The following is a 19,430-nucleotide window of genomic DNA, read 5'->3' as shown; positions in this document are numbered from 1 at the left end:
AATTAATATGTATTATTATCCTAAAGCTACTCTTTCGAAAGCAACTACGGATATATCACCAAGAGTTTTTACATAATCAGCAACACTCTTCTTGTTGTCTTTAATAAAAGCTTGATTTACTAAAGTATTATCTTTAAAGAAACGCTTTATTTTACCTTTTGCGATATTATCAAGCATAGCTTCTGGTTTTCCTTCTTGGCGAAGTTGATCTTTAGCAATTTCGATTTCTTTGTCAATTACTGTTTGGTCAACACCATCTTCGTTTAACGCAACTGGGTTCATTGCAGCAGCCTGCATTGCAACATCTTTAGCAACTGCTTCTGCACCATCAGCACTTCCAGAAAGACCTGTTAATACACCGATTTTATTACCAGCGTGGATATAAGACCCTACAAAAGGAGCTTCTAAAACTCTGAAGTCACCGATTTCGATTTTTTCTCCAATTACACCAGTCTGCTCAGTTAATTTATCCTGTACAGAAATACCATTAAAATCTTTAGCAAGTAAATCTTCTTTTGAAGAAGCAGTTAATGCTAATTCTGCTAATTCGTGAGCTAAAGAAACAAAAGTGTCGTTCTTTCCTACGAAGTCAGTTTCGCAATTAAGAGAAACAATTACTCCTTTATTTTTAGCATCGTTAACTTTTGCAATTACAGCACCCTCAGTAGATTCTCTGTCAGCTCTGTTTGCAGCAACTTTTTGTCCTTTTTTTCTAAGAACTTCTATAGCTTTGTCAAAATCTCCATCAGCTTCGACAAGAGCTTTTTTGCAGTCCATCATTCCTGCTCCGGTTGCTTTTCTTAATTTATTTACTTCTGCGGCGGTGATCTTTGCCATATCGTTTAAAAATTTAATGTGTTTGTTTAAAAAAAGAAGTCGTTTAGTCAGTACTGCAAAAGTAAAGAACCAAACGACTTGTCATTTTATTTGAAAGTTAAATTTTATTAATGTTAAAACTTAACTACGAACTGTTTATTCTTCCTCTTGCTTTGCAGCCTCGGTTACTGCCGGAGCCTCAACTTCTACTGCTTTTTCAGGAGCAGCTTCAACTTTTGTCTTTGCCTTAGGAGCAGCTTCTACCTTTGCATCAGCCTTAGGAGCAGCAGCTTCTTTAGGAGCATCTTTAGCAGCTTTTCTTTCACTTAGACCTTCAATTATAGCGTCACTTACAAAAGTCATTACTTTGTCAATAGATTTAGAAGCATCATCATTTGCAGGAATAACATACTCTACCTGACGTGGATCAGAATTAGTATCTACCATTGCAAAAATAGGAATGTTTAATTTCTGAGCTTCTTTTACTGCGATGTGCTCGCGAGTGATATCTACAACAAATAATGCTCCTGGTAGACGAGTCATATCAGAAATAGAACCAAGGTTCTTTTCTAATTTAGCTCTTAAACGGTCTACTTGAAGACGTTCTTTCTTAGATAGTGTCATGAAGGTACCATCTTTCTTCATTCTATCAATAGCAGCCATTTTCTTAACAGCTTTACGGATAGTTACGAAATTGGTAAGCATACCACCTGGCCATCTTTCTGTGATGTATGGTTGGTTTGCTTTTGCTGCTTTTTCAGCAACGATTTCTTTAGCTTGTTTTTTGGTAGCAACAAAAAGGATTTTTCTACCAGATGCTGCGATTTTCTTTAAAGCTTCACTAGCTTCATCGATTTTTGCCGCAGTTTTATATAAGTTAATGATGTGGATACCATTGCGCTCCATATAAATATATGGTGCCATGTTTGGATCCCATCTTCTTGTCAGGTGACCAAAGTGTACACCTGCATCAAGTAATTCTTTTACTTCGATATTGTTTGCCATTTTTGTAATAGTTTACGTTCTGTTGAATTAGCAATACTCAAGTGGCTATCATTTTGATATGGCCTTGAATATTTAGATGCTAAACTAACCTCCCTAAAATCGGGGATAACAACAAATACTGTTTTAATAAATTAACGTTTAGAGAACTGGAATTTCTTACGAGCTTTCTTCTGACCGAATTTCTTACGCTCTACCATTCTTGGATCTCTGGTCAATAAACCTTCTGGTTTAAGGACTAATCTGTGTTCTGCGTCTAATTCGCATACAGCTCTGGATATTGCTAAACGTACAGCTTCTGCTTGTCCAGTGATTCCTCCACCATATACATTTACATTCACATCGTATTTATCCTCATTACCTGTTAGGGTAAAAGGCTGATTTACTTTGTACTGTAAAGGTGCTGTTGTGAAATACTCATTAAGGTCTTTTTTGTTTACGGTAATTTTACCGGAACCTTCCTTAACATACACTCGAGCTACAGCGGTCTTTCTACGACCAATTTTGTGAATAACTTCCATTACTTAAATTCGTTTAAGTTAATAGTTTTAGGCTGCTGAGCTTGCTGATTGTGTTCTGCTCCTGCATATACCTTTAAATTACGGAATAATTCAGCTCCTAATTTGTTTTTAGGTAGCATTCCTTTTACCGCTTTTTCTACTAAACGCTCTGGATTTTTGTCATACAATTCCTGAGCAGTAAGACTTCTTTGCCCTCCAGGGTATCCAGTGTGACGGATATAAGATTTATCTGTCCACTTTTTTCCTGATAAGTTGATTTTAGCAGCATTTGTAATAACTACATTGTCACCGCAATCAACGTGTGGGGTAAAGTTAGGTTTACGCTTACCTCTTAGTAGTATAGCTACTACAGAAGAAAGACGTCCTAAAGTCTGTCCTTCAGCATCTACGTGTAACCATTCTTTAGAAACGGTTGCTTTGTTGGCAGATACTGTTTTGTAACTTAATGTGTCCACACTAATTAATTTTTACTTATTAAACATTCCTTTCCTATATAAAATAGGGGTGCAAATGTACAATTATATATTTATATAGCAAACAGGTAGTTGATATTATTTTTTGGAGGATATCTGTTGGTTTTCAAGTAGATTGGTGTCGTTGCAAAATATTTGATGATTTTATATCACTACGTACAGTTTCTTGTTAATTTTTTATTAAAAATAGTCGTTAAGTGTGACAAAGTTTAATAATTCTTGTCATCTTCTATATATCAATCACTAAACTAATCACTATGAGACTAATTGTTCATCTTCTAGGATGCTTTTTGTTTTCACTTTTTATTACTGCACAAGATTCTACTCAAACTGTAAAAAAGAGAATTTATACTACTAAACCACTAAATGGAACTGAAGCCCCCACCATAGATGGAATTATTAATGAATCTAGTTGGGATCTGGTTGAATGGACAGGGGATTTCATTGAGAATCAACCGGATGAGAATACTTCGCCAAGTCAGCAAACTAAGTTTAAGATTGTCTATGATCAGAAATACTTGTATGTCGCATATCGCTGTTATGACACAGAACCTGATAAGATCGAAAAAAGATTATCCCGGCGAGATGGTTTCGCTGGAGATTGGGTAGAAATCAATCTGGATAGTTATCTAGATAAAAGAACAGGTTTTTCCTTTACTATTACCGCCTCAGGAGTTAAAGGGGATGAATTTATTTCTGATAATGGTAATAATTGGGATAGTAGCTGGAACCCAATATGGTATACAGCCACAAATATTGATGAAGAAGGTTGGACGGCAGAGGTGAAAATTCCATTGAGTCAATTAAAATTTGGTAAGAGTAAGGAGCAAATCTGGGGGCTACAGGTTAACAGAAGATTTTTTAGAAATGAAGAAAGGTCGGTTTGGCAGCGTATTCCGCAGGATGCTCCAGGTTGGGTAAGTGAGTTTGGAGAGCTGCATGGGCTTATTGATATCGAGCCTCAGAAACAGTTAGAGATTCAACCCTTTGTGGTTACTCAATATGATACTTTTCCTGAAGAAGAAGGTAACCCTTTTAGGGATGGTGATGATTTTAAGTTAAATGGTGGGTTAGATGCCAAAATTGGTATTACTAATGATTTAACCGTGGATTTAACTGTGAATCCAGATTTTGGACAAGTAGAAGCTGATCCAGCTGCTATTGCTCTAGATGGGTTTCAGATATTTTTTAGGGAGCAGCGGCCATTCTTTGTAGAAAACAAAAATATATTTGATTATCGTTTTGCTAATGGATTTGATAACGTGTTTTATTCCAGAAGGATTGGAAGAAGTCCACAAGGGTCTGTTAACCAATTAGATGGTGAATTTGTGGATCGTCCCAACAATACTACAATTCTTGGAGCAGCAAAATTTAGTGGTAAAACTAAAGATGGTTGGTCAATTGGAGTGCTTGAAAGTGTAACGGAAAGAGAGATTGCGAAGATAGAAGATGCAGCTGGAAATGAGAGAGAAGCTATCGTGGAGCCTTTGACTAATTATTTTGTAGGCAGAGTGCAGAAGGATTTTAATGATCGTAATTCATTTATAGGAGGAATTTTTACGGCTACTAATCGAAATTTAGGCGATTTTTTTGAGATAGATAGTGATAACCCTGATACAGATGAAACGTTTGAAGTAGCAGGTAGAAGAGAGAATAATTTAAACCTTCTCCGTAAATCAGCATACTCTGGGGGTTTTGATTTTAGGCACAATTGGAAGGATAGAAAATATTTCGTAGAGGGTAATATCATTGCTAGCCATGTGGAGGGTTCTAAAGAAGCTATTGAAGAAACACAGAGAGAATTGACACACAACTTTCAACGTCCAGATGCGGGTCATGTGAGGGTTGATCCTAATAGAACCTCACTTACAGGTACTGGAGGAAAAGTAGTTGGAGGAAAGTCTGGAGGTGGAAATTGGAGATATACAGGTGGTATTTTTTGGCGATCTCCGGAATTAGAGCTCAACGATATTGGGTTCTTGCGTCAGGCAGATGAGATTAGACAGTTTGCCAATGTGCGATATTTATTTCTAAAACCAACTAAATTATATAGAAGAGTTAATCTTTTTGCAGAACAGTTTACAACATTTGATTTCGACGGGAATTATAATCGGATTCAATATGAGTTTAATGGATTTATAAATTATCAGAACAATTGGTTTACCGAAGTTGGTTATGGACATAAACCAAGAATTTATACTAATACATTTTTGCAAGGAGGTCCAAGGTGGCGGTTTTCTGATGAGAATTTCATGTTTTTATTTTTTGGATCTGATAGTCGTAAAAAATTCAATTTTACTGTTGGGCACGTAAATACTTGGGCAGCTCAGAATAATTTTGCATTTCAGAGATATGTGTTAAGGCTTCGTTATCAGCCATTTGATGCTTTTAGTATGTCAATCAATCCTGAGTTTAGACTAAACCCTAATAAAACACAATACGTTACCGAAACTGATTTTAATGGGACACCAAGGTATATTACCGCTCGTATTGATCAACAAACATTAAGTGCTAGTATTAGATTAAATTATAATATTAATCCTAACCTTACTATCCAATATTATGGCGAGCCATTTATTTCCAGAGGAAGATATACGGACTTTAACTATGTAAATAATCCTGTTGCAAAAGACCTAAACGAAAGAGTAACATTGTATAATAATAGTCAGATCTCTTTTGCAGATGATGTATATTCAATAGATGAAGATGGAGGAGGGGTTGATTATACTTTTGATAATCCTGATTTTGCTTTTGTGCAATTCAGGTCTAATCTGGTATTACGATGGGAATATATTCCAGGATCTGAAATATTTTTAGTTTGGTCGCAAGGGGTTACAGGAGACGGAAACCCCGGGGATCATTTATTTAGAAGCCTTAATAACGAGATTTTGGATAAACAACCAGAAAATACATTCTTAATCAAAGCAACTTATAGATTTGTGTTATAAGAAGAATATATTTATCGACTTTAAAAATGCCTTTTTATATTGAAAAGGCATTTTTTTGTTCCTCTTTTTTAGGATTACTATTTAAAACGTATTTTGCAGCAAACTTATAGAATTACCGTATGAGATATTTTTATGTGCTGTTTGTTTTTGTTTTTTTGGCGAGTTGTACTACTTCAAAACCTAAAAAAGAAATAGTAGTTAAGGATAAGGTTTCGGAACAGCCTAAAGCTGATTCTTTATCATTGTTTCTAGAGCATTATGATAAATTTTTTACCACAAATTTTAATGTTTCAGAATGTCCTGGGGCTGCAGTAGTGATTGTTAAAGATTCTACGGTTGTTTATAAAAAGGGTTTTGGAGTGAAAAAACTACATACGCAGGATTCTGTTGATGTGAATACAGTGTTTAGAATAGCAAGTTTGTCAAAAGGGGTTACAGCTGTTCTTGCGGGTAATATGGTTGATCGTGGAGAATTGAAGTGGAGTCATAAAATAAAAGAAAAAGTACCATCATTTAGTTTAAAAGATAAAGAACAGGCAGATCGACTTCGGGTTAGTCATTTGTTATCTCATACCTCTGGATTGTATAAATATACCTATAGCAATCTTATAAGTCGAGGATTATCGATGGATCAAATTATAAGGCATTTTAAGCGAAAAGGAGTTGTGTCTAAGGAAGGTTCTGAATATGAATACCAAAATGCTATGTTTTCTGTGATAGAAAAAGTGATGGAGGAACAAACTCAACAATCTTTTGAAACGCTTGTAAAACAAAGAGTTTTTGATCCTTCGGGAATGATACATGCTTCCAGCTCTTATGCGAGTATAAAAAATAATGATAATGTTGCCTTACCACATAGCTATAATCATTATTCAAAAAAGTACAATCTTACCAGACTCCATAGAAATTATTATAATGTGGCTGCTGCCGGTGGAATTAATGCCTCTATTACAGATATGGGAGAATATCTAAAGGTGTTGCTAGGCAACCGGCCTGATGTGATTTCTGAAGCAAGTCTGAAAGATATTTTTAATCCTGTTATCTGTACAAGTGAAAAAGATACTTATGTTAATCTCTGGGAAGGGGTAACAGATTCGTATTATGCAATGGGTTGGCGTATTTTGGATTATCGTGGTCGAAGAATTATTTATCATGGGGGAAATGTAAATCAATACAAAACGCAGTTACTCATAGATCCGGATAATGGTATAGCTATTTGTGTTTTATTTAATGCACCTAACCCATTCAATGGTCCTGTGATGCCTACTTTTCTGAATTATTATGAGTTTTATAAAGAGCTTACTAAAAGCAAACAAAAAACTGCCTAAGTTTAATAAAAAAAAGGCAGTTTTGAAATATGTTTTTATGTTGCCAAAGCTTAACTTTTGAAATTAAACCGTTTCTTACTTTTAGAGCTATTCCCTTTTTGATCTTTAGTAATAATTTCTAGGTAATACACAGTATCATAATTAATACTTTGATTTTGAATACTCACGTCCTGGGTGTTACTCAAAATTGTTGGCGGATTATCAGAAGTGCCAAGCTTAACATCATACGCATCAATGTCATTGTCGAGATCAGAACCAATCCAGGAAATATTTATAGTTCCATCCTGATTATCTGTTAGAGTAATGGTTGCAGGAAAAGGAATGTGATTATCCGCTGTAATACCTTCAGAATAAAAACTCCAAGTCTCATTACTTGGTAAAGCTAAGGCGTCTAAAGTAGCTGTGACTTTCCAGGTAAACTGTGTTCCTTTTGGTAAGGCAATGTCTACAGAATTAGATGTAGCGCTAGCATTATAGGTTTGCCCGTTTTCATCACGTACTTCAATGTTATATGATGATGCATTTGCAGAATTATTCCATCTAAAAGGAATAGATACCATATCATTACCTACATCAGTACCTTCTGTACAAACTTCATTGTTATCCGGAAAAACCAAATCAAATGCTCCTAACACTATTGGAGCAGGGCCGTCATCTCCTCCGCTACTACACGACTGAAAGATAATGGCTATTATAATAAGTAATCGTATTAGTTTCATTTTTTGTAGATTTTAGTAGTAATAGTTTGGGTGCTTGTAGTAATGTGTACTAGATACATTCCGGTAGCCAAATTACTAATTGATAACTGTATTTGGGTTTCAGTTTCTTTTGGAGATGAAGATAAAACTACATTGCCAGTTATATCCGTAATTAGGATTTCGGTATTTTTAAAATTTCCTAACCCTGCAATATTTAAATAATCAGAGGCTGGAATTGGATAGATATTTAGGTCATTAACCATAATAGTTTCACTGAATTTTCCCTGACAAATTTTATCAGTTTCTACTGAAATATTATTTAATCCATTTTCTAAGGTGATAGCTACTTGTTTAATTCCAGTATCCCCAAAACCAAATTCATACATATTGTCGTTAACTAAAACTTTATAGTAGATGCTCCCAGAAACTTCTATAGTTGCTTTCTTAGAATCATAATCTACCTTGGCTTCAGAAGTTTTAAGACTCTCTGGAGCCTCAACTACTACAGTGTAGCATTGCTCAAAATTGGTAAACGCAGGAACAGTAATACATACTTCATAGTTTCCAACTGCAAGATTATCTAATATCAGGTCTTGACTAAAACTTACGTTATTTTCAGTTCTGTTTTCACCATTGCCAGTCAACGTAACTGTATATGTATAATCTTTTTCAAAAGAAATGGTGACTTCTCCATTCGGAACTCCTGGGCAAGAAGTGCTGGTTACAATTACCTGAATATCATTATTGTCAATATCCAAAGCTTGATCCAGAGAACAACCATTAGCATCTACAATTTCTCCTGCAGAAGTATTTGGACATATATCTATATCATTTGTAACACCATCATTATCGCTATCTCCAATCAATATTTGTAATGTAGTTATTTCTTTTAGCAAAGATAAATCAGTAACCACTGTATTGGTTATTACGCAATCATAAGCTCCCGCATCCGATAGTCTTACACTATTTATAGTGTAACTTGAATTAGTTGCTCCACTAATATTCACACCATTTCTTCTCCATTGATATCGGTTATTAGAACTTGTTGTTGCTTGTACTTCAACGGTGAATGTATCATCTTCGGTAAGGGTAATCGTTTCTGCAGTATCAACATTTTGCTGATTATCATAATCATACCTACCTATAACGGCATAATTACTATACGTTGGCTCCATATCATCAAATACAAACCTGTTAGATTCAATAGAAAACCAAGTTAGGTTTGTTGTAGGAATCGAAGGGATAATACCTGACAAATTATTGTTGCCTAGTAACACCTGATTTAAAGTTGGGATGCTGGAGAAAGAAGAAGGTATTTCCCCTTCTAGATTATTGTTTGTTAGAATAATTGAATTCAAACTTGTCAAACCTGAAAAGGTGTTTGGTAAAGCTCCTTCCAGATTGGTATTACTTAAATTTAAAAGACGAAGCTGAGTTAAATTTCCAATACTTGATGGTAGCTGGTATGGATCAAAGTTATTTGAAGAGATATCAATTGATCTTGTATTAACATTGGAAAAAACATTTGAAGGAGATCCCGTCAAGGCATTTCGGCTCAAATTAATGTTAACCAAATTTGTAATGCTACTTAGATCAGGAATTGAACCTGAGAAATCATTTCCTTCAATATTTATATTCTCCAATAAAATTAAATTGGTAATCCAATCTATAGTGCCTGTAAAACCACCATTGGATTCCAGGTTTATTAATGTTAAGTTTATTAAGTTTTGAAAGCTAGAAGGTATTCCTCCTGACATGTCATTGGCTTGTAAATTCAGTTGTTCTAAATTGGTTAGGTTGCCATAGGCGGTAGGTAAAGTTCCAATAAAACCGTTTCGCTGTAATAAAATCTCTCTTAAAGAAGGGATGTTACTAAAAACATCAGGTAAATTTCCAGTATAATTATTGTCACTAGCACTTATAGATTCTAGTTTGGTGAGGTTAGACATACTTGATGGAAAATCACCGGATAAATTGTTATCAGAAACTTCAATAGAGGTAAGTTCTACTAAATCCCCAAGTTCCTGAGGAAGAATTCCGGTTAAGTTTCGACTTTTAAGCGAAAGGATGATTACCTCATTTTCACTATTAAGAATAACTCCAGCCCATTCGTTTATGTTTTTGGATAAATCCCAGGGATTTACCCAGTTCGGGCCATCTGTGGCGTTATAAATAGCTAGTAAGGCATCACGTTCTGCTTGTGAGAATATGTTAATAGTAACCGTATTTCTATATAAAGTAAGACCGGATACATTAGGATTGGTTATTACACAATCATAAGCTCCAGAATCAGAAGCTGATAGGTTGGTTAGAGAAAGTGATGTTCCCATTTCACCGGGAATATTGACACCATTTCTTCTCCATTGATAAATGTTATTGGGACTAGAAGTTCCCGAAACTGTAATGGTATAATTCGTACCAACATCAAGAACTAAATCCTCTTCTGTATCCAGATTAGGTTGAGGACTGACAATAAAACTTGTAACATTACTGTCATATGTTGCATATTCTGCTTCAAGATCTTCAAATACAAAGCTATTGTTGTAAATACCATAAAGTGAAACCCCCGTAGCGCTCAAACCAGGAATTGTTCCTGAAAAATTATTATTCTGAAAAGTAACAATTTTAAGATTGGTAGGAGTAGACATTGTTGCCGGTATAGAGCCGGACAAATCATTATTTTCTACTCTAAAACGTTCCAAATTAGGGAAAGCATCAAATACATCTGGTAATGTGCCTGTTAATCTACTATTTCCGGCTTCAAACCATACTAATGATATTAAGTTAGCAATATCAGCGGTAATAGACCAAGGGTCCAAAGTGCTAAGATTTTCAACATTAAAATATTGAAGATTTGTCAAGCTCCATAATTGAGATGGTAAAACTCCTGTCAATCTGTTATTTCCTAAATTAAGTGTAGTAAGATTGGTTAGGTTGCTAATATCAGCCGTAATACTCCCTGTAAAACGATTGGATTGAATTTCTATATTTTCTAACCAGGTCATTGACCATATAAAAGTAGGTAAATCGCCAGAAAGGTTATTTCCTGATAACTGTAAATCAGTCATATTGGTTAGATTCACAAATGTACTAGGGATGGTGCCTGTAAAATCATTGTTGCTTAAGTCAATCTCAGTTGCATTAGTTAAACTTCCTAATGTTGTTGGGATATCTCCATCAAAATCATTGGAGCTTAGCAGTAATGATTCTAAACTTGATATAGAGCCAATATTTGATGGAATTGTTCCTGAAAAACTATTATTCTGTAAATTTAATGTTATTAATGAGCTTAAATTATCCAGGTTTGTAGGTAAACTACCATTAAAGTTGTTAGAAGATAGATTTAAGGTTTCCAGATTAGTTAAATCTGGAATTGATGATGTTAATGTTCCACTTAAATTATTTCCTGTAAGATTTAATAAAGTTAGTTGAGAAAGCAAACCAACTTCATCAGGAATATTTCCGCTAAACCCATTATTGGTCAATTGCAATGATTCTAAATTCGATAAGTTGCCAATTTCGGTAGGAATAGTTCCTGTAAGAAGAGGATTGTTTAAAATTTGTATGGATGTTAATTCTGTTAAGTTTTCAATTTCTTCAGGTAATGTGCCATTTAATCCTCTAGCAATAAGATTAAGACCAGTTACTTTGTTATTAGCGTCTACAATAACTCCATCCCAGGTAGTGTGGTCTTCGGATAAATCCCAGGGATTTGTCCAGCTTGCTCCATTAGTGGCATTATAAATTGCAATGAGTGCATCTCTTTCTGGAGTAGCCTCAGCGATATCAATTATTTTGATATTATCAATATAGACTTCAAAAGGATCTGCAATAAAAGATGCAAGACTTATCTCAAAATACCAAGTTTCCGTGACTGTTGGAGTAATAGTTTGGGTAACAGTATTCCAATTAAAGTCTGATGGAATCCTGCTAGAACTATTATTTGGATCAAGATCAGTGGCCCCGTAAGCATATGAGATAACCTGTTGCCCAAAAGAGGTGTTAGCATTTTTGACTTTATAATCAAAACTTAATTCATAGGTCTTACCAGCTTCCAAGGTATAGTTAGTTGCAACAATTTTAGGAGTTGTTGCTCCATCTACAAATAAGGCTCCACTGGAACCATTAGTAAACTCCACTTGGGTTTGAGTAATATTCCCTTCTTGTAAAGACCAGTTATTTAATTGATCCAATGTCCAATCCTCCAGAGATCCATTTTGGATCAAATTGGTTTGAGAATACGAAAATGTAGTTAAAGCCATAACGGCTATAAGTAGTAGTTTTTTCATACTGAGGCATTTGGGTGCGCTGCAAACATAGGGATTTTAAAAGTTATTAACAAGTAATTAAAAATAAATGTTAACAAATATTATGGCAAAACCGTAATTTTTATTTTTGAAGACAAACACACATAGTTTTTGATAAGTTTCTTATTTGATTATTCCTCATTTAATAATTTATTTCTTTTAATTTTGATTTGTAATAGGAGCTTTATTAATACGTTATATCCATATACTAAAACTAATAATTATGAAAATTAGAGTTGTTTTCTTATTTGTGGTCTCATTAGGATTATTCTCTTGTAGTTCAGATGATGATGCACCCTCGGTTATGGGGTCCTTGGTAGGAACTTGGGAACTTACCTCAGTAACGGGCGGAATACCTGTAGATCTTAATATGGATGGTACACCATCTACCAACCTATTACAAGAGTTACCTTGTTTTAAAGATACCCTTGTAGTAAATGATGATAATACATATAGTCAGGATGTCACTGATATAGATGTAAGTGTTGATACCTCTGGACCATTTCCTATTCCTATTGTAGAATGTACAGGTCTTATACTTATGGAAACAGGAACTTGGAGTCTGGTAGGTGATCAATTAACATTTACTCCTGAGGGACAGGATCCTACAATAGTCGCTATTATGCTAACTGAAACTACTCTTTCTTTCTCGGATACAGTAGAGGGATTAGGTCAGGTTGCATTGATGTTTACCAGACAATAATTTAGCTTTATAAGCTAAAAAGCGTTTCTCTACTGAGAAACGCTTTTTTTATTGGTAAAACTCTATTTTGAAAAACTCCGAAGCAAAGTAACTACTGGATTGTCAGTAGATTTTAAAATAGTTAGTTAAGCTAACTTCGCTTCTTGAGCAAAGTCTTTGGTTTAAAATCTTTTATAGAGTTTTAAATCTTATTTTCTTCTTCATCTTTTATCAACGCCTCTTGATGCCTCTTTTTTGCTAATAGATTTTTCTGATAACGACCTTGAACAATATCCACAATCACCAATACGATGATCACAAAATAGAATGTGGTTTTGCTCATAGGAGTGATTTCGTTGTGAAAAAGATGTAAATGTGCTAAATGACCCCCTTCTGATAACAGCATTATACCAACAATAAATAATATAAAAAGCCCTAATACCTCATACATTCTGTTTTTCTGTAAGAAATTAGAGACTTTATCAGCTAAGACAATCATTAAAATACCGCCAATAACAATAGCAATAGACATTAAAACTAGTTGAGGAATATATTCCATATGGCTGGTAAGTGCCATAGCACTTAAAATAGAATCAAAAGAAAAGACCAAATTCATAATCACGATCCATAAAATAATCTTTTTTGTAGAGCCTTTTTTCTTGTCTTTTTCGGCCGCTTCATGCTCGTGAAGTAGCATCATATGCCAAATCTCTTTTATAGCAGTATAAATGATAAACACACCACCAGCTAATACGATTATACTATGTACATTAAAATCAAATTCGATAAATGCATTGTCATGAAGGCTTACAAATGGATCCTGAAAAAATTGTATTAAAGACATTAATACAAAAAGTAATACTATACGTAGGATGATGGCTAGACCAACTCCCATTTTACGAACAAAACTTTGTTGGCTTTCTGGTGCTTTTTTGGATTCTAATGAGATATATAAAAGATTGTCAAATCCTAAAACGGCTTGTAATAATACTAACATGAAAAGTGTAAACAAGCTGTCAATAGTAAGAAGTTGTTCCATAAATTAATTTTTTAGTTTGTTCAATAAAAGCTGCAAATATATAATAATACAGCAGTACAACTAAAAATCAATGCACTTTTGAAAATTTAATAGAGTTAGTATTTGGTTTTCAAAACTTGTTTAATGCGCCTCCAGCCAATTATCACCTAATCCAAGATCCACATCTAATGGAACAGCTAATTCATAAGCACTTTCCATTTCGGTTTTGATTAAAGCTTTAATTGAATCAAGTTCTGGTTTGTAAACGTCAAAAACCAATTCATCATGAACCTGTAGCAACATTTTGGTTTTATAATTACCCTCTTTAAGTTTTTTATGAATGTTAATCATGGCAATCTTAATAATATCTGCTGCGCTTCCCTGAATAGGAGCATTGACCGCATTTCGTTCTGCTGCTCCGCGAACAACAGCATTAGCAGAATTAATATCTTTTAGGTAACGACGTCTTCCTAAAACCGTTTGTACATAACCATTATCACGAGCAAAATCTACTTGCTCACTCATGTAATTACGTAGTTTAGGGTAAGTTTTATAATAAGTATCTATCAGTTCTTTAGCTTCGCTACGAGAAAGATCGGTTTGATTACTTAGTCCAAAAGCAGAAACCCCATAGATAATCCCAAAGTTCACTGTTTTTGCATTACTTCGTTGTTCCCTACTTACTTCCTCGATTGGAACATTAAACACTTTAGCAGCGGTAGAGGCATGAATATCTTCTCCGTTTTTAAAAGCTTCGATCATCGTTTCCTCTTTACTCAAAGCTGCAATGATTCTTAATTCTATTTGAGAATAATCCGCCGCTAGCAAAGTATATTCGTCACTTCTAGGAACAAATGCTTTTCTGACCTGACGACCGCGTTCTGTTCTGATCGGTATATTCTGCAAGTTGGGATTATTAGAGCTTAATCGTCCGGTAGCTGCCACTGTTTGCATATAATCCGTATGAACGTGCTGGGTGTTAGGATTTATTTGAGTTGGTAGAGCATCCACATATGTGCTTCTTAACTTTGATAAACCTCTGAAATCTAATATATTTTGGATAATTTCATGATCTTTTGCTAAATAAGATAAAACATCTTCTGCAGTAGAGTACTGACCCGTTTTGGTCTTTTTGGGTTTATCAACCAGTTTCATCTTTTCGAATAAAATGACACCTAACTGTTTAGGTGAAGCGATATTGAACTCTTCTCCAGCTTCCGTGTAAATTATATTTTCTAAAGTTTGGATGTCTTTATCTAGTTCATCAGAAAGAGAAGCAAGAAATTCCTTATCCAGGTTAATGCCTTCAATTTCCATATCCGCTAAAACACGAAGTAAAGGAATCTCAATATCCTCAAATAATGATAAAGTATTAGCTTCATTAAGCTCCGGAGCAAAATGTTCTTTTAACTGAAAAGTAATATCTGCATCTTCTACCGCATATTCTGTTTGTTTGTCTATAGGTACTTGTCTAAAGGATAATTGATTCTTTCCTTTTTTACCGATAAGTTCTGTAATAGATACTGGTGTATAGTTGAGATAGGTTTCAGCTAGTACATCCATATTATGGCGCATATCCGGATTGATCAGATAATGTGCAAGCATTGTGTCAAATAATTTTCCTTTGACCTCTATGTTATATTTTGCCAGTACCTTGATGTCATATTTTAGGTTTTGACCAATTTTAGTAATGTTTTCAGCTTCAAAGAAAGGACGGATTTGTTCAATAAGCTCCTGAGCTTCATTTTGATCTTCAGGAAAAGGAATATAGAAGCCTTTTCCGGCTTCCCAGGAAAAAGCAATTCCTACTAGTTCTGCAGTAAGTGGATCAAGTCCTGTAGTTTCAGTATCAAAACAAACACTTTCCTGTTTTAATAAATTCTGTAGAAATAGTTTCATAGCCATTCCCGGGGCAATACTTTGATAAAAGTGCTCTGTATTGGCAATCGTTTTTCTACTGGAATATGAAGCTATTTCTGTAGAGTCTTCATTACCTCCAAATAATGAGAATTGACCTGCGCCGGCTTCTTGGGCTTTTTTCTTAGTAGTTGGAGCCGTTTTGTTGATCGTTGAAGTTTCTTCTCCAGAAAAAATCTTTATAAACTGATCTTTTAGCCTTCTGAATTCTAGTTCTTCAAAAATCTCTTGTACTTTTTTAGCATCAGGTTCAGAAAGCTCATAATCATTAGCATTAAACGTTACATCACAATCAATGATAATGGTTGCTAATTTTTTAGAAAGCAAACCTAGTTCTGCATTAGCCTCAACTTTCTCTTTCATTTTGCCTTTTAGCTTATCCGTATTGGCTAGAAGTTCTTCCATAGAACCAAATTCTGCCAAAAATTTCTTTGCAGTCTTATCACCCACGCCAGGAAGACCAGGAATATTATCTACAGCATCTCCCATCATCCCTAGATAATCAATAACCTGTTCTGGCCTTTCCACCTCAAATCTTTTTTGTACTTCGGGTATTCCCCAGATCTCAATGCCGTTACCCATTCTAGCGGGGCGATACATGAATATATTTTCAGAAACCAATTGGGCATAATCTTTATCTGGGGTTACCATATAGGTTTGATACCCTTCTTTTTCTGCTTGCTTAGCAATGGTGCCGATTAAATCATCTGCTTCTACACCGGCTTGTTCAATAATAGGAATATGCATAGCTTTCAGAATATCCTGAATTATTGGTACAGCAATTTTAATAGCTTCGGGTGTTTCGTCTCTATTAGCTTTATATTCAGGAAAAATTTCTAAACGATCCTTGCTGCCTTGTTTGTCAAAAGCTACTGCTAGGTGATCAGGTTTTTCTCTTTTAATTACATCAAACAGAGAATTAACAAAACCTAATACTGCTGATGTATCCTGTCCTTTAGAGTTTATTCTAGGGTTTTTAATTAATGCATAATAACCGCGAAAAATCAAAGCGAAAGCATCTAGAAGAAAAAGACGTTTTTGTGACATGTGTTAGTTGACTTTTAAAAAATGCAATATAAAAAGAAGATTGATCAAAATGATCATAAATAAGGTAATATCTAGAAATAAGAAATGCCGTCAAGAATTGACGGCATTTCGCCCCAAAATAAAATTGATAACAATGTTATCAATTGCTTTAAATGCGGTTATATATATTTTTTAAAACAATTTGTTTTCCAAGTAGATAGCCCATTTATAAGACATTATGGGCGAAGGTACGAATAAAAGTTTTACATTTTAAAAAAAAGTTATTAAGAATTATCGCTTTTTTAACATAGAAACCCTCAATTTTTTGCGCTTTAAAATGAAAAGACCGTTAATTTTTACTTAAATAGATAAACAATTGAAAAAGGTAGGATAGATTTGCTTAAAAAAGCAATCTTAAGAAATTATGCGCTGGTTAATCCCCATTATTATATATCTGCTTATAGAAATATATGCTTTTCAGGCTATACGAACAATTACCAAAAATCATTGGATTCAAGTAGGTTATTTTGTGATTTCTATAGCAATCATAAGTTATACGATCTACATTTTTGCAAACTATGATAGAAGTGTGGGGCCTACAAAGTATACACTTAGAGCTAGTGGATTGTTGTTGGTTACCATAGTTCCAAAATTGATTCTAGTATTATTTATGTTTGGTGAAGATATTATTAGAATTTGTGTAACAGGGTATAATTACTTGACAAATACTTTTTTTGAGGGGACTTCACCGCAATATTTGCCGGATCGTAGAAAGTTTATAAGTCAAATAGCTTTAGGGGTTGCAGCAATACCTTTTGCAGGTTTAATTCACGGAATTTTTAGAGGGAAGTATAATTTTAAGGTAATCCATCACGTTTTGCATTTTGATGATCTTCCTGCTGCTTTTGATGGATTTAGAGTAACACAAATTTCAGATATTCATTCAGGTAGTTTTGATGATCCTAAAAAGATTGAATATGCTGTTGATCTAATCAATGAGCAAGAATCGGACCTTTTGTTGTTTACCGGAGATATTGTAAATACAATGGCGAGGGAGATGGATAATTGGATTGATACCTTTAAACGAATAAAAACACCGTCTCACGGTAAATACTCTGTATTAGGAAACCACGATTACGGAGAATATGTTACCTGGGATAGTGAGGAAGAGAAAGAAGCTAATTTTCAGGCAATAAAAGATATACACAAAAAGATTGACTTTAATTTATTGCTTAATGATAGTGCTTTTGTTAAAAAAGATGGTGAACGTATTGCGGTAGTGGGAGTTGAGAATTGGGGACATAATTTTAAAAAAGCTGGTGATTTAGCCAAAGCTTCAGAGAAAGTTCAGAAAGAGGATTTCAAGATTTTATTGAGTCATGACCCCTCTCATTGGGAGTATGAAGTAAAGAAACACAATGATCATTATCATTTAACGTTAAGTGGTCATACCCATGGGTTTCAGTTTGGAATTGAAATACCGGGATTTGTAAGATGGAGTCCTGTGCAATATGTGTATAAACAATGGGCAGGAATGTATAATGAGATGGGGCGTTACCTTAATGTGAATAGAGGATTTGGTTTTCACGCCTTTCCTGGTAGAGTAGGGATTTGGCCCGAGATTACTGTTATAGAATTAAGAAAGGGGGCACAGCCTGCTTAATTCAAAGAAAATAGTATATTTACAATTGTAATAACTGCATCTTTTTGTAAGGTAAGGTTAAAACATAAAATTCTTAGAAATGTCAAAGTTTGGTGAATTAATTGGTCTTGAAGTACCTGTTTTATTGGATTTCTATACAGAATGGAATGAGCCATCAGTATCTATGCATCCCGTCTTAAAAGATGTTGCTGCCGCTCTTGGTGATAAAGGTAAAGTGATCAAGATCGATGTAGATAAGAATGAAGAGTTAGCGACTGCGCTTAGAATCAAAGGGCTTCCTACTTTAATGATATACAAAGGAGGAGAAATGGTCTGGAGGCAAAGCGGAGAACAGGATGCTAATACATTAATTGGTTTGATGAAAGAATACGTTTAGTATTCTATTTTATCAAAAACATATCCTTTCTCGGTAAAATAACTTAAAACTTCTGGTAATACTATTTTAAGATTTTTATAAGCTTTAATGCTATCGTGAAATACTACTATGCTGCCTTGTTTTGTATTTGTGATCACATTTTTTAGGCATTCTTTAGGGGATAGAGTATTATCCCAATCTTTTGATAATATGTCCCAAAGTACAATTTGATACCCTATTTTTTTAAGTTCACTGAATTTAGAAATACTTATTTGTCCATAAGGAGGGCGGAATAGCTTTTGATTATGACTTTTTGTGAGTTTTAAAATTTCTTTTTCGCAGCTTGTAACATTCTCTATATATGTTTTTATATCATTATCCCAAGCTTTGAGATGATGCATGGTATGATTTCCAATAGTATGTTCATCAGAAAGTATCTTTTTAAAAACTTCAGGGTGTTTCTGAATGTTATCTCCAATACAAAAGAAAGTAGCTTTGGCATTAAACCTTTGCAACTGCTCTAATACAAATTCGGTTACTTCAGGAATTGGGCCGTCATCAAAAGTGAGGTATATTTTTTTTTCATCTTCAGTATAAAAATCCCAAATATAGTTTGGATATATTTTTTTAATAATTCCAGGTGTTTTAGTAGGAATAAGTACTGACATAGAAATAA

14 protein-coding genes are annotated in these 19,430 nt (G+C 34.3%); 5 read left to right on the top strand and 9 right to left on the bottom strand.

What is annotated here, in order from left to right:
- Positions 1-15: 15 nt before the first annotated feature.
- The 4 genes from tsf to rplM form a co-directional block, all read right to left on the bottom strand.
- On the bottom strand, positions 16-837 hold the full coding sequence (gene tsf / locus J8M14_RS01575) for a translation elongation factor Ts (RefSeq protein ID WP_211072586.1): 822 nt from the start codon (positions 835-837) through the stop codon (positions 16-18).
- Between the two features lie 135 nt (positions 838-972).
- Positions 973-1,821, bottom strand: coding sequence for a 30S ribosomal protein S2 (gene rpsB / locus J8M14_RS01570; protein WP_211072585.1), 849 nt, complete (start codon positions 1,819-1,821; stop codon positions 973-975).
- Positions 1,822-1,952: 131 nt separating this feature from the next.
- Positions 1,953-2,339 carry a 30S ribosomal protein S9 gene (rpsI, locus tag J8M14_RS01565; protein ID WP_211072584.1) on the bottom strand — a complete coding sequence of 129 codons (387 nt, stop codon included), beginning with the start codon at positions 2,337-2,339 and terminating at the stop codon, positions 1,953-1,955.
- On the bottom strand, positions 2,339-2,794 hold the full coding sequence (gene rplM, locus J8M14_RS01560; RefSeq protein ID WP_211072583.1) for a 50S ribosomal protein L13: 456 nt from the start codon (positions 2,792-2,794) through the stop codon (positions 2,339-2,341). Before rplM ends, rpsI begins: the two co-directional genes overlap by 1 nt.
- Before the next feature lie 275 nt (positions 2,795-3,069).
- On the opposite strand from rplM, the gene J8M14_RS01555 reads away from it, so the two are divergent.
- The gene (locus tag J8M14_RS01555) at positions 3,070-5,760 is read left to right on the top strand and encodes a DUF5916 domain-containing protein (protein ID WP_211072582.1); all 2,691 of its coding nucleotides are present in this window, start codon (positions 3,070-3,072) and stop codon (positions 5,758-5,760) included.
- Between the two features lie 119 nt (positions 5,761-5,879).
- On the top strand, positions 5,880-7,088 hold the full coding sequence (locus tag J8M14_RS01550) for a serine hydrolase domain-containing protein (RefSeq protein ID WP_211072581.1): 1,209 nt from the start codon (positions 5,880-5,882) through the stop codon (positions 7,086-7,088).
- 50 nt (positions 7,089-7,138) lie between these two features.
- Here the strand turns inward: J8M14_RS01550 and J8M14_RS01545 are convergent, their stop codons facing one another.
- The gene (locus tag J8M14_RS01545) at positions 7,139-7,807 is read right to left on the bottom strand and encodes a hypothetical protein (protein ID WP_211072580.1); all 669 of its coding nucleotides are present in this window, start codon (positions 7,805-7,807) and stop codon (positions 7,139-7,141) included.
- Entirely contained in the window at positions 7,804-12,075 is a 4,272-nt protein-coding gene (locus tag J8M14_RS01540) for an immunoglobulin domain-containing protein (RefSeq protein WP_211072579.1), read from the bottom strand. Before J8M14_RS01540 ends, J8M14_RS01545 begins: the two co-directional genes overlap by 4 nt.
- 241 nt (positions 12,076-12,316) lie before the next feature.
- Between J8M14_RS01540 and J8M14_RS01535 the strand changes: the two genes are divergently transcribed.
- Entirely contained in the window at positions 12,317-12,796 is a 480-nt protein-coding gene (locus tag J8M14_RS01535; RefSeq protein WP_211072578.1) for a lipocalin family protein, read from the top strand.
- 181 nt (positions 12,797-12,977) lie between these two features.
- On the opposite strand, the gene J8M14_RS01530 is transcribed toward J8M14_RS01535, so the two are convergent.
- The gene (locus tag J8M14_RS01530; RefSeq protein ID WP_211072577.1) at positions 12,978-13,814 is read right to left on the bottom strand and encodes a tellurium resistance protein TerC; all 837 of its coding nucleotides are present in this window, start codon (positions 13,812-13,814) and stop codon (positions 12,978-12,980) included.
- Between the two features lie 120 nt (positions 13,815-13,934).
- Complete coding sequence (gene polA, locus J8M14_RS01525; RefSeq protein ID WP_211072576.1) at positions 13,935-16,757, bottom strand: DNA polymerase I; 2,823 nt, start codon at positions 16,755-16,757, stop codon at positions 13,935-13,937.
- A 403-nt stretch (positions 16,758-17,160) separates the two neighbouring features.
- Here polA and J8M14_RS01520 point away from each other — a divergent pair, with 403 nt between their 5' ends.
- Positions 17,161-18,399 carry a metallophosphoesterase gene (locus tag J8M14_RS01520; protein WP_211072575.1) on the top strand — a complete coding sequence of 413 codons (1,239 nt, stop codon included), beginning with the start codon at positions 17,161-17,163 and terminating at the stop codon, positions 18,397-18,399.
- A 79-nt stretch (positions 18,400-18,478) separates the two neighbouring features.
- Complete coding sequence (locus J8M14_RS01515; protein ID WP_211072574.1) at positions 18,479-18,775, top strand: thioredoxin family protein; 297 nt, start codon at positions 18,479-18,481, stop codon at positions 18,773-18,775.
- Here J8M14_RS01515 and J8M14_RS01510 read toward each other — a convergent pair.
- Positions 18,772-19,422 (bottom strand): polysaccharide deacetylase family protein, encoded by a 651-nt coding sequence (locus J8M14_RS01510; protein WP_211072573.1) that lies wholly within the window; start codon positions 19,420-19,422, stop codon positions 18,772-18,774. The genes J8M14_RS01515 and J8M14_RS01510 overlap by 4 nt on opposite strands.
- Positions 19,423-19,430 lie beyond the last annotated feature (8 nt).

This window comes from Aquimarina sp. MMG016 (genome assembly GCF_018100805.1).
Classification (GTDB): domain Bacteria; phylum Bacteroidota; class Bacteroidia; order Flavobacteriales; family Flavobacteriaceae; genus Aquimarina.
The sequence above is the reverse complement of the archived record's forward strand: the minus strand, read 5'-3'. Positions and strand labels throughout refer to the sequence as shown.

Coding starts and splice junctions, on each gene's coding strand:
- J8M14_RS01530 (WP_211072577.1), bottom strand. CDS start 13,814: ATGGAACAACTTCTTACTATTGACAGCTTGTTTACACTTTTCATGTTA.
- tsf (WP_211072586.1), bottom strand. CDS start 837: ATGGCAAAGATCACCGCCGCAGAAGTAAATAAATTAAGAAAAGCAACC.
- J8M14_RS01520 (WP_211072575.1), top strand. CDS start 17,161: ATGCGCTGGTTAATCCCCATTATTATATATCTGCTTATAGAAATATAT.
- J8M14_RS01515 (WP_211072574.1), top strand. CDS start 18,479: ATGTCAAAGTTTGGTGAATTAATTGGTCTTGAAGTACCTGTTTTATTG.
- J8M14_RS01535 (WP_211072578.1), top strand. CDS start 12,317: ATGAAAATTAGAGTTGTTTTCTTATTTGTGGTCTCATTAGGATTATTC.
- polA (WP_211072576.1), bottom strand. CDS start 16,757: ATGTCACAAAAACGTCTTTTTCTTCTAGATGCTTTCGCTTTGATTTTT.
- J8M14_RS01545 (WP_211072580.1), bottom strand. CDS start 7,807: ATGAAACTAATACGATTACTTATTATAATAGCCATTATCTTTCAGTCG.
- J8M14_RS01555 (WP_211072582.1), top strand. CDS start 3,070: ATGAGACTAATTGTTCATCTTCTAGGATGCTTTTTGTTTTCACTTTTT.
- rpsB (WP_211072585.1), bottom strand. CDS start 1,821: ATGGCAAACAATATCGAAGTAAAAGAATTACTTGATGCAGGTGTACAC.
- J8M14_RS01510 (WP_211072573.1), bottom strand. CDS start 19,422: ATGTCAGTACTTATTCCTACTAAAACACCTGGAATTATTAAAAAAATA.
- rpsI (WP_211072584.1), bottom strand. CDS start 2,339: ATGGAAGTTATTCACAAAATTGGTCGTAGAAAGACCGCTGTAGCTCGA.
- J8M14_RS01540 (WP_211072579.1), bottom strand. CDS start 12,075: ATGAAAAAACTACTACTTATAGCCGTTATGGCTTTAACTACATTTTCG.
- J8M14_RS01550 (WP_211072581.1), top strand. CDS start 5,880: ATGAGATATTTTTATGTGCTGTTTGTTTTTGTTTTTTTGGCGAGTTGT.